7 protein-coding genes are annotated in these 12,321 nt (G+C 43.1%); 1 reads left to right on the top strand and 6 read right to left on the bottom strand.

The window, feature by feature from the left end:
- Positions 1 to 12 precede the first annotated feature (12 nt).
- The gene (locus GSF13_RS08100) at positions 13 to 303 is read left to right on the top strand and encodes a ribbon-helix-helix domain-containing protein (RefSeq protein ID WP_102056111.1); all 291 of its coding nucleotides are present in this window, start codon (positions 13 to 15) and stop codon (positions 301 to 303) included.
- A gap of 10 nt (positions 304 to 313) precedes the next feature.
- Here the strand turns inward: GSF13_RS08100 and GSF13_RS08095 are convergent, their stop codons facing one another.
- The 6 genes from GSF13_RS08095 to GSF13_RS08070 form a co-directional block, all read right to left on the bottom strand.
- Positions 314 to 991, bottom strand: a complete 678-nt coding sequence (locus GSF13_RS08095; RefSeq protein ID WP_174170382.1) for a hypothetical protein — start codon at positions 989 to 991, stop codon at positions 314 to 316.
- Between the two features lie 1,085 nt (positions 992 to 2,076).
- Positions 2,077 to 3,690 carry a hypothetical protein gene (locus tag GSF13_RS08090; protein ID WP_206471452.1) on the bottom strand — a complete coding sequence of 538 codons (1,614 nt, stop codon included), beginning with the start codon at positions 3,688 to 3,690 and terminating at the stop codon, positions 2,077 to 2,079.
- A 322-nt stretch (positions 3,691 to 4,012) separates the two neighbouring features.
- Positions 4,013 to 5,623, bottom strand: a complete 1,611-nt coding sequence (locus GSF13_RS08085) for a hypothetical protein (RefSeq protein ID WP_206471453.1) — start codon at positions 5,621 to 5,623, stop codon at positions 4,013 to 4,015.
- Between the two features lie 1,106 nt (positions 5,624 to 6,729).
- Positions 6,730 to 8,850 carry a YjbH domain-containing protein gene (locus GSF13_RS08080; RefSeq protein WP_211867810.1) on the bottom strand — a complete coding sequence of 707 codons (2,121 nt, stop codon included), beginning with the start codon at positions 8,848 to 8,850 and terminating at the stop codon, positions 6,730 to 6,732.
- Between the two features lie 203 nt (positions 8,851 to 9,053).
- Positions 9,054 to 11,015, bottom strand: coding sequence for a nucleoside-diphosphate sugar epimerase/dehydratase (locus tag GSF13_RS08075; protein ID WP_211867808.1), 1,962 nt, complete (start codon positions 11,013 to 11,015; stop codon positions 9,054 to 9,056).
- 130 nt (positions 11,016 to 11,145) lie between these two features.
- Positions 11,146 to 12,321, bottom strand: coding sequence for a DegT/DnrJ/EryC1/StrS aminotransferase family protein (locus tag GSF13_RS08070; RefSeq protein WP_211867806.1), 1,176 nt, complete (start codon positions 12,319 to 12,321; stop codon positions 11,146 to 11,148).

Here is a 12,321-nt window from a genome sequence, read left to right as displayed (position 1 = left end):
TATGGAATTTATATGTGTGAGCTCTACGCATCAACCCCCCCTCACTGCTACGAAGTAGATAAGCGATCTATCCGAATTCAAGGTGCTGTTACTAGCCTTGCTTTAGAGAACGAAATTTGGCACCTGCTAGAAAACATAGCTAAGAATGAACAGCTTACTTTAGCTGAGTTTATTTCAACTCTTTATCAAGAAGTAATTGAACGCCATGGTGAGATTAAAAACTTGGCGTCAATGTTGCGTATTACCTGCTTAACTTACCTTGCAAATAATAAAGCAAACGATCTACACAGTGGTAGTAGCTGAATACTACACTTTACTGTCGCTCTAAAAAGCGTTGCCATGTAATATTCGGATTGATAACTCGGATTGGTGAAATGACCTGCTTCAGTAAGCAAAGAGGAGGACGTTTCACTTCATGGCCATCTTGCTTGAGACCCAGCAAATATTGGAAGCTGCTTTTTGTACCGAGCTGTATAGCTGAAATTCTAACTTGCTGCTCAAAATTCAAACGCAGGCTGCTGATCGCAGTTTTCATGCCTTGCTGGTCAACATTAGGTAGACCACACTTCTGCAAGTACCCTTGCCTTTCCCCTTCACCAGAAAACCAAATTCTGACTTTCTCACTGTAGCGCCCAGTCTTAGCTGGTAAATCAAATAGTATGCGATGATGAGCTTGTTGTTTGACTAGTGCTAAATACTGCTCTAACCCGCTTTGCCATAAAGCAGAATGAATGGGCACAATACGTGGTTGAATTTTACCGTGAGTATTAAAATGAAACACATGAACATGATCTTCATAATGAATATCATCAAGTGTAAGAGAACCAATTTCATCACTGTAAGCCCCCGTATAATAGCTCAGCAAAGGTAACCAAAAATGCCAATGCTTGGGTTGCTCACGCTTCAACTTTTCATCCGAGTATATATAGCCATTGAACAAAGTATGAAGTTCCATAGAGGAAAACGCTCTTCGGCCTAAATGAGATTTCATACTGTAGTCAACGTATTGAGTATACTAAAGACCTTAAGTTTAACGGTTTTTAGTCTTTTTCGGAAGTTTGATAGTTACCTTCTCCTCAAAGCAGCCTGTTTATCCTGCGATAAGCGCGTAAAGAAAAGAGTGGTGGCATAAAACAATAATAGAGAACCACGACCTAAAGCCATAAAAGAGTCGCGACCTAAAGTCGCTGCTACGCCATGTTTGTAGCAGCGGGTTTATCCCGCGACAAGCGCGTAAAGAGAAGAATTGTGGCATAAAGTCATAAAAAAGAGTCGCGACCTAAAGCCATAAAAGAGTCGCGACCTAAAGTCGCTGCTACGCCAAGTTTGTAGCAGCGGGTTTATCCCGCGACAAGCGCGTAAAGAAAAGAGTGGTGGCATAAAATCATAAAAAAGAGTCGCGACCTAAAGCCATAAAAGAGTCGCGACCTAAAGTCGCTGCTACGCCAAGTTTGTAGCAGCGGGTTTATCCCGCAACAAGCGCGTAAAGAAAAGAGTTGTGGCATAAAACAATAATAGAGAATCGCGACCTAAAGCCATAAAAGAGTCGCGACCTAAAGTCGCTGCTACGCCAAGTTTGTAGCAGCGGGTTTATCCCGCGACAAGCGCGTAAAGAAAAGAGTTGTGGCATAAAGTCATAAGAAAGAGTCGCAACCTAAAGCCATAAAAGAGTCGCGACCTAAAGTCGCTGCTACGCCAAGTTTGTAGCAGCGGGTTTATCCCGCGACAAGCGCGTAAAGAAAAGAGTTGTGGCATAAAACAATAATAGAGAATCGCGACCTAAAGCCATAAAAGAGTCGCGACCTAAAGTCGCTGCTACGCCAAGTTTGTAGCAGCGGGTTTATCCCGCGACAAGCGCGTAAAGAGAAGAATTGTGGCATAAAGTCATAAGAAAGAGTCGCAACCTAAAGCCATAAAAGAGTCGCGACCTAAAGTCGCTGCTACGCCAAGTTTGTAGCAGCGGGTTTATCCCGCGAAAAAAGTGATAACGAGTAATACCTACATGTATATATTTAATTGAGAAAAGAAAAAAGCCGCGTCTCCGCGGCTTAACTGATTGGACTAATCATTCTTTTCTTAGCTACCCGTTACAGTGTCACACGCTACTGAAACATCGATGGTCTCATCTGTTCCGTCAGGCGTAATAGACGTCGTGAATGGTGCCGAAATTCGAGGATCTACGCTAACAGCATATGATGCGATATCACCATTAAGTGCAGAAAGTGCAAAAGTACCGTCACCATTATTCGCTGCTGTGCGGAATGGCTTAGTAGTACTAGCTCTATACTTTACAATCGCACCTGGGATAACTTCTGTTACCGTTGTATCGTTAGAACAAACTGCTCTAACAGTTACATTTTCATTAACTGTAGTTTGAATTGGGTTTGCTAGCGCGATCGAAATTGGGCCATCACATACCGGAACTTCGGCATTCGTTGCAGAAGCATTCCCCCACACGTTACCTGCTGCGTCACGAATGACTACACGTGCTGATGCCGTTGAGCTAATACCGTAACGAGCTGAAGTGCTTGCTGAAACGACTGTTTTTGACGTACTACCACCACGTAAATAACTTGATACGCTTGCATCTGCTGAAGTCATACTCACGTATAGACCTGAGCTCGGAACAGTATCACCAGTCACATTAACGGTAATACCTTGCGTACAGATTGGAACTGAACGAGACAATGTAAAGAACGTAAGGTGGTCGGTTTTAAAAGATGCTTTATAAGCCGTACCTTCAGCATTTAACGCACCAACAGTTGCTTTATTCGTTTCTGACTGCCATTTACCTGTATCTTCATTATTCGAAGAAACATCAAACAGGTCTCCTGTTTGAATTGTTCTATCACCCGATGGTGCTAAGGTTGCGACAGGAAGTGAAACAGAAACATCAATCTCTTGACTAAATTGCTTGATCTTAGTTCCATTGTTATCTTGCATCACGATATTGCTTACACCAACTGGCTTTTTAACGCTGGTTGTACTATCTGCACTCAATCCAGCTGGCAAAACAGCGGAGATCTTGCTAGATGTAGGATCCGCAGAGCCAACAGTTAATGAAACAGAAGTACCTGTAACTGCATTACCGCTTGCATCTCTTAATTGCACGCCGGCTGGAATAGTGACATCAGAGCCTGCGTTACCTTTTGCTGCCGCAGCAGTAACAGCAGATGCAGTTGTTGCGTTAGCCACACTTTCAGAAACGCTTGCTTCAACAACTTCATCACCGCTTTTTGACACAAGCGCCAATTCAGCTTCTAAAGTTGCTTCAGAGTCTTCGTTACTTAAATCAATTTCAAAGCTTTTTGAAAAATAGCCGTCAGCAGTTACAACCGCAGTTACGATCCCAACGTCTGCACCTTCTTTTACAGTAAAGGTGTAGCTACCATCTTCTGTTGCAATCTGTGTTATTGCATCACCATTGACGTTAACCAAGTTTGAGGCAGGCTCTCCATCCTCAAAAAAGGCAATTGTCGCTGGCGCAACGATATCAACAGTATCAATATCAACTACGTTACCGCTTACAGCAAATGCTAGAGCGGCTGGCGTTTCTGGCGCCACAATCACAGGGTCTGTTGGTTCTGGCGGCTTAACAACTACATTATCATCATCATCGCTAAAACAGCCAGATAATGCTAGAGCTGAAGCTACAGACAAAGCGAGTAAAGATTTTTTGTTCGAAATCATGATTGGTCCTTGTTCCCTTTTTTGAAAGCGCCAGGCGGCACCGTCGCGCGTTTTAATACATCGAAGTTTAAATATAGAGAAGGTTTTAAGATTGTCCAGCTTGATAGTAGAAGTTTTTGATAATTTTTAAAGATTTTCGTATACAAAGTTACTTCAAGTCCCCTTAATAGAAGCAAGCGTATAACAACCGTAATATTACTTTAATAATATTTATGACGTCCAAACTTAGCTAAGCGTACTTATGTTAGGATGTTTGTAACTTTTTTGACAACAAAAAAAGCCGCTATTCAGCGGCTTTTTTAAGGCTTAATAACAGACGTTATTAAGAACCTGTTACTGTCTCACAAGCCATTTTTAGCTCTTGATCTGCAACTTCATCACCCGCTTCAAAAGTAAACGATGTAGCTTGGCCTTCTGCAACGTCTAGTGATAATGGATCAATGCTCACAGTGTACGTCTCGCCAACAACTAGGTTATTTAACGAATATGTGCCTTCAGCATTTGCAGCAAGGTATGTTGCTTTGTCAGCACGACGGTAAGTAATCACTGAGTTTTGTACTGGAACAGAGACCGACTCATCATTAGAACAAACACCCGTTAAGTCAAATGATGCTGTTGTGTACTCAACTGCTGGCGCTTCTAACGTTGCTGCAACAGCTTCACCACATACTGCTACTTCATTTTCAGTATCAAACCAAACTGTACCTTCAGCATCACGAAGTACAATACGTGCTGTCGCGTCTGCACTTACGTTATTTTTACCCGCGTTTTCCGCAGTGTAAATAACTTTAGAAGTTGCTCCTGAAGCAATGAACTTAGTTGCATTGATATCAGATGATTGCACATCAACAAATAAGCCGCCTGCAGGTACGTCACCAGTGATGTTTACAGAAACATCATTATTACATACAGCAACTTCATCAGTTGCGGTGAAGAATGTAAGGTGGTCGGTCATAAACGAAGCTTTGTACGCAGTTCCTGCTTCGTTTAAAGCACCAACAGTAACTTCATTATTAGTCTCTTTAGTCCAAACGCCTGTATCTTCGTTATGAGATGAAAGACCTAATACATCACCAGTTTCAACAGCGCGGCCTTCAGATGCTAGTACAGTATCTTTTGGAATAGAGATTGAGATAGAGATTGGGTTGCTGAACTTTTTGATCTTAACGCCATTCTCATCAGTCATTGTTACGTTAGCAACACCAACTGGAGCTGCCAAAGTCGCAGCGCTATCTGCATTCAGTCCTTCAGGAAGCACTGCACCGGCAGCTGAAGATGTAGGATCTGCAGAACCAACGTTTAGTGATACTTTTGTACCAGTGATAGCTTCACCATTTGCGTCACGAAGTACAACGCCTGCAGGAATTACCACGTTAGCACCAGCTTTGCCTTTAGCTGCTGTTGCTGTGATTGCAGCGTCTACAACACCGCCTTCAACTTCAGTTTCCACAACTTCTTCAACAGTTGAATCAGTATTTTTAGAAACAAGTGCTAGTTGAACTGCAACTTCAGCAACATCATCTTCCGTAGTTAGATCAATGTTGAAGCTCTTTGAGAAGTAACCGTTCGCTGTAACAACGGCTGTTACTTGAGAAAGCTCAGCACCTTCTTTAACAGTAAATACAAAATTACCAGCATCACCAGTTTCAACTGTTGCAGTTACTTCGCCTTTGGTATTTACGATGTTTTCAGAAGCTTCACCATTTTCTAGGAATGCGATTGTAGCAGGAACAACATTAGTGCTGTTTTTGTCAACAACGCTACCATTCACAACTAGAGAAAGAGCATTAGGAGCATCAGGAGCTACTACTACAGGATCTGTAGGCTCTGGTGGTGGAGTTGTTGTGTTATTGTCATCGTCGCTGAAACAGCCTGAAAGCGTCAACGCAGATGCGACTGACAGCGCAAGAAGAGATTTTTTGTTTGCAATCATGATTAGTCCTTGTTTTCTTTTTTATTAACAACGCCACGTTAGCGTGTTAACACACAAAAAAAAGCTTCATTGCTAGCAATGAAAGCTTTAAATTAAAAATTTGTATGGTAGACAGGGACTAAGTCACTCCCTGACCCGATTCAACGCGAGCTTTGTAGTCAAAACTATGACCAAGATATAAACAGCCCACGATGACCCCGCTAATTTATCACAGTAAAGCGTTAGATCCAACCGCTTGATTTAGTTTGAAAGTAGGATACCGTTGGTACACTAAATACACAATGAATGAAGTTAAATTTATCGTAAATAATTGCAACATAATGGTTGTTTATTAACGAGGTATAAATTGTAAATGTGTAGCGATAGCTTCAGTGCAGCTATCGTCACGAGATAAAATAAAAAAAAGAATCGCGATCCGTAACCGGGATTTATCCCGTAATAAGAGCGTCGCGACATAAAGTCGCTGCTACGAATACATAGCCCCGCGACAGCAGCACCGAAACACCACACCCGTAGCAGCGGATTTACCCCGCGACAGCAGCAACGAAACACCACACCCGTAGCAGCGGGTTTATCCCGCGACAGCAGCACCGAAACGCCACACCTATAGCCGCGGATTTACCCCGCGACAGCAGCACCAAAACACCACACCCGTAGCAGCGGGTTTACCCCGCGACAGCAGCACCGAAACGCCACACCCGTAGCAGCGGGTTTATCCTGCGACAGCAGCACCGAAACACCACACCCGTAGCAGCGGGTTTATCCCGCGACAGCAGCAACGAAACACCACACCCGTAGCAGCGGGTTTATCCCGCGACAGCAGCAACAAAACACCACACCCGTAGCAGCGGGTTTATCCCGCGACAGCAGCACCGAAACGCCACACCTATAGCCGCGGATTTACCCCGCGACAGCAGCAACGAAACACCACACCCGTAGCAGCGGGTTTATCCCGCGACAGCAGCACCAAAACACCATCCCCGTAGCAGCGGATTTACCCCGAGATAACAGCATCGCGACATAAAGTCTCTGCTACGAATACATAACCCCGCGACAGCAGCACCGAAACACCGACCCCATAGCAGCAGGCTTACCGTGACCATCTCTTATTTATAGGTCAAATACACTTCTCTTAGTCGAGCCAAGTTACTATATACATAGCTGCTCGATAAACGACCTTGATTGAGGAATGTTTTATCAATATTAACCGGCGTATTAACTAAATGGCCTCGACCAATCGCAATAGCATTTGTTGATTCACCAATTCGCGTACTTGCAGCATGACGCCACGCCTCATTTCCTTTAATTTGACCATAACGTGTTGGTGCCATGTCTTTTCTAGGTGTAAGTGGAATGCTAAAAGATATACCAGCGATTTGCACATCTGTATCTTGCGCAAATATGGACACGTAACTGTCACCAAACCAAAAGCGCGTTTCTAGCTTAACGCCACTATCCTCATAAAAGAACTTACCTGCTGTGGCATGAAAACTAACATCTTGCTCAACCCAGTTATAACGATAAGACAAGGTTTGATAATCCTTATCTAAGTCATAATCATCGTACTCAAAGTATCCAAGCTCTGCTGAAAATTGATGACGACCATTGCCACTCAACCAAGTTGTTTCGTTCTTAATACCTGTGTAATCATTAAACTCTTTAAAAAAGCCGATATGTGTTTGGTTATAAATACCATAAGGCAGTGCAAATGTTTGATAAATAGTCGCCTGTGTTAAGCCACTTTGTTTAGCCAAACGACCAAATGCTTTTCCATCATCGTAGTCACTCGTATTCGCAACTTCGGTTTCAGCACTTAAATTAATACCACCGCCATACCACATTGGTACATCAACATCAGCTTTTAAGGCGAGTGAGAAATCATAAACTCCCAGCTCCGTTGCCAACCTTGAGTCTAGTGCAGGACCAACTGTTAATCTTGGTTTAAAGTACGCGCTATTTGCCTTTGGCATACCAACCCAAGACACACTACCAATTGGGTCCATTTCGCCTCGACGAATATCCATATCAGGTGTAGTGCCAGTATTTACGAACTCTCTATAATTATTAATGTGGCCTCTCAATGCCAACATTGGAATGCCACGATTTAGCAATTGAACAGTAAACTGCGCGTTCGGCTCGTTCACATGTTCAGCAATACGGCCTAATACTAAACCAATTGCATCTATGTCATTGCGATTAAAAACATAGTTTTCAAAACTCACGACAACATGAGGGTCTCGATTGAAGCCAACACTTACCGACTCAAAGCCGTCTTCCAAGAGCGCCGCTTTTAAAGCGCGCGTTTGCATTGTTAGAGATTTTTTATATTCATCACGCTCTGTGACTTCTTTTTTCGCTTCTGGAAGAGGTTTACGGGCGAGACGGCGCTGCTCCTCATAATGAGCTTTAAATGCCGCTTCTCGCTTGGCGTCTGCGTCAAGCGTTGGCGCTGGAGCTGCTTCTAGTGGGTCATTTAATGTTGCCTGCTCAAACAAAGGCATGGAGAAGTTTATACCCCAAAAGGTGTCTTTTTCAGCGTGATCAGTATTACTGTAAAACTTACTGGTAAGCGTTAAAGTACCCACATCATAAATCCATGCTTTTGGTACTGTTAGGCGCAAACCGGCATTAACCGCATCAGCATCGTGTTCCACTTGCACAGCTAGCCAGTCTAGTGGCTGCCACTCAATACCCGCGAATGCGCCATCCATTTGCCCGGTTGCGCGATCGCTTACCGCAAAACCCGCTGAAAATCTAAAGTCGTTCCATTCACGAGAACCTGCCAAATAATAGGTTTCATATTTATTAGCGGCACCGCCAAGGTCTTTACCACCTACAGCTAAGTTAAACCACTCTTTAGGCACAAAAGGGAGTTGGTATTTTAAGTTAAACGAAAGGTCGCGAGTTTGATTTTCACCATTAGCTTTAGCAGTAAAAAGATTGTCGTGCATTGTATTAGAAGCAATCATACCGCTTACCTCTAAACCGTCAAACACACCCGCTGAGAAAATATAGTTGTGACCATCGAAGTAGCCATTGCCACTGTGATCAAGTTGGTTATTGTAACCAATATCTATACTTCCCTTTTCAAGTACCTCAGCAGTAGGGGTATTAAAAATACCAGTGTACCCCGCAAATGCAGTGTAGTTATTTATTTGGGTATCAGCTAAAACAGGTATGCTTGCAAGCGCAATGCTACCTGCAAGAATCGTATTTATTTTTGACATGTGCGCAGACCGATTTTTATTTTCAATTCTTGAATTAAATGTGGCAGAGCAAATTAACCAGCTCAGCCACCGTTATAAGTATTATGTAGACATCGTACAATGAAGTATAGAAAAACCCAACCTCGTAACCGCGGATTTACCCCAAGATAAAAAATCGCGACATAAAGTCGCTGCTACGAATACATAACTCCGCGATAAGATCGTTACACGTTTCTTAAATTAACCACTTTCTGCTCGGACTCACGTTGCGCTTCAAGCACTTGGCGTTTTTCATTCCACACCAAATCACAAATACCGTCTGTAGGATTAAAGCCTGTAGGCGCCTCTAGCAACAGTTTACGAATAAGCTCATGATCAAAATTATGACAAGCCGTGTCCATTGCACTCATAAAAGACTCTAGCTCTACCATTGGCAGTTTTACCTCGTTGGCCGTCATGATCCGTGGATGAGAGGTTTCTTCTACATTGTCACCAATCAATAACTCTTCATATAACTTTTCACCTGGGCGCAATCCTGTGCATTCAATTTCAATATCGCCATGAGGGTTTGACTCTGATTTAACTTCTAAGCCAGAAAGATGCACCATTTTGGTCGCTAAGTCTTTGATCTTAACAGATTCACCCATATCTAACACAAATACGTCACCACCCTTACCCATGGCACCCGCCTGAATAACTAACTGCGCTGCTTCCGGTATGGTCATAAAAAACCGGGTGATATCTTTATGCGTTAAGGTAATTGGTCCACCTTCTTTAATCTGCTTACGGAATAGAGGCACAACTGAACCACTAGAACCAAGCACATTACCAAAACGTACCATGCAAAAACGGGTATTTTTAGACGTTACTTTACTTTCAGCCAAGGCTTGTAACACTAACTCTGCCATACGCTTGGTTGCACCCATTACATTGGTAGGGCGCACCGCTTTATCTGTAGAGATTAATACAAAGGTCTCTACTCCTGCGTTAATAGCGGCTTTAGCCGTGTAATAAGTACCAAATACATTATTACGAACACCCTCAACAACATTTTGCTCTACAAGCGGTACATGCTTGTAGGCTGCGGCATGATAGACAGTTTGCACCCCAAAGGCTTTCATGCAAGTTTCAATACGGTTGATACGTTGCACCGATCCCATCACTGGTACTATTTCCAATGATACGCCTTTATTCAATGCAAGCTGATTCAGCTCCTTTTCAATGCTATATAAACCAAACTCAGACACCTCAAAAAGCACCAGCTTTTTAGGTCCATTTAATATAATTTGCCTGCATAGTTCAGAGCCTATAGAACCGCCTGCACCGGTTACCATAATGACTTTATCTTTTATATTTGCAGCCATCAGCTCTGCTTGTGGCGCTACTGGGTCTCTGCCCAATAAGTCTTCAATTTCAACTTCTTTTATCTCATTAAGCTGCGCTTTACCGTCGATAACATCTGCCATACCTGGCACCGTCATCACCTCGAGCGGCAGTTTTTCTAACTTAGTGAGTATTTCTTTACGGCGAGAGCGCGATACGCTTGGTAAAGCAAGCAAAACCTTATTCACTCGCTTTTTATCTATCAAATTATAGATTTCGTCAAAGGCAACAACGGGGATCCCTTGGATAATAGCATTATGTTTGGTAGCGTCATCGTCTAAGTACGCCGTAACATAATAGTCAGGCCCTGTTGCTAGCGCAGTAGCTAACTGCCGGCCTGCATCTCCAGCGCCATAAATAACCACTGGGGTTTTAGTAAATGAGGTTAATCGCCAAATAAGTGCTCTTACCAAAATACGCGAGCCACCTACTGAAAGTATCATCAACCATGCATAAATAAAGGGCATAGTACGAGGAATGGCGGTTTGCGTAAAAAATGAAGACAACACTAAAATCACAGTACTAATAACTGTACCAAGTACAACAGCACCTACGGCATTTGCCCCAACGTAACGGAGCACAGCGCGATATAAACCAAGTTTTACAAATATCACCAAGCTAATGGGGAGTAATAACGCGAGGATTAACCAGTTATTAAAATTAGCCAGTGGTGCTAGGCTATCGAGGCGAACAATAAGCGCTAACCAAAAGGCGGAGACTATAAAAACTGAATCTAATACGAGCGTGAGAAGTCGTTTTTGGCTACGAGAAGCGCCAAGTAAAGCGCGAAACCAACTATCCATTGTGTTCCCTTTTTATTCCAATCCGAATTAAAACCGCAGACGAACTAAAGCATAGTACATGTTGCAGTATACACAAAAGTAGCAAAAATGTATGAGGAAAATATGGAGGATGCGTGCGCATCCTTCCTATTTATAGTGATGCTTTGTGAAGTACTTGCTTTACTACCTCACAAGTTTTGCTGATTTCTTCAGTGGTAAGCGTTGGATGTACCAAAAACATTAAAGATGTTTCACCTAACTCTACTGCATTCGTTAAACGCTCTTTTGGTCGCCAAGGCGTACTATCAAAGGCTTTTTCTAGGTAAACTTCTGAGCAGCTACCTTGAAAACAAGGCACGCCAAGCGTGTTGATTTCGTCGACTATGCGATCTCTTGTCCAACCTTCCCTAAGCGCCGCAGAGTTTACAAACAAATAATGTTTATACTCTGCATGCTCAATATAATCCGGCACGCGCACTGTACGTACCACATTAAATGCTTTTGCAACTTGATCTATTGCCTGAGCATTGCTTTGCCTTTTAGCCGTCCAGTCTGACATACGAGTAAGTTGAATACGCCCAATCACCGCTTGCATTTCTGTCATACGCCAATTAGTGCCAAAACTCTCATGCAACCAGCGAAATCCAGGAGGGTGTTCACGATTGTAAATGGCATCAAAGCTTTTACCGTGGTCTTTATAACTCCACATTTTTGACCATAGGTCTTTGGAGTTTGTAGTAACCATTCCACCTTCACCACCAGTGGTCATAATTTTATCTTGGCAAAATGACCAAGCACCTATATGACCTATTGTACCAACCGAACGCCCCTTATACTTAGCACCATGTGCCTGAGCACAGTCTTCTATAACATAGAAGCCATGCTCTTTACTGAGGGCCATGATTGCATCCATTTCAGCAGGCATCCCAGCTAAATGCACCACAATAAGTGCTTTTGTTTGAGGTGTTAAAACCGCTTTAATAGACTCAGCAGTAATAGCTTGGCTATTTAAGTCAACGTCGGCAAATACAGGTGCAGCTCCCGCTGTAACAATACTACTTGCAGAAGCTAAGAAAGTACGAGGAGTAGTAATAACCTCATCTCCTTCGCCAACATTCAATGCTTTCAACGCAATATCTAACGCTAATGTGCCATTACCAAGTGCAATCGCATATTCAGCACCAGTCCAAGCTGCAAACTCTTTTTCAAATTCACGCCCTTCTGTACCTGTCCAGTAATTCACTTTGTTAGAAAGTACAACTTTACTTACTGCGTCTGCTTCTTGCTGAGTAAAGCTAGGCCAAGGGGAAAACGGGGAATTTAACAT

This window comes from Pseudoalteromonas sp. M8 (genome assembly GCF_018141365.1).
GTDB lineage: Bacteria > Pseudomonadota > Gammaproteobacteria > Enterobacterales > Alteromonadaceae > Pseudoalteromonas.
Note: the sequence above shows the minus strand (reverse complement) of the source record. Positions and strands in the feature narration are given on the sequence as shown.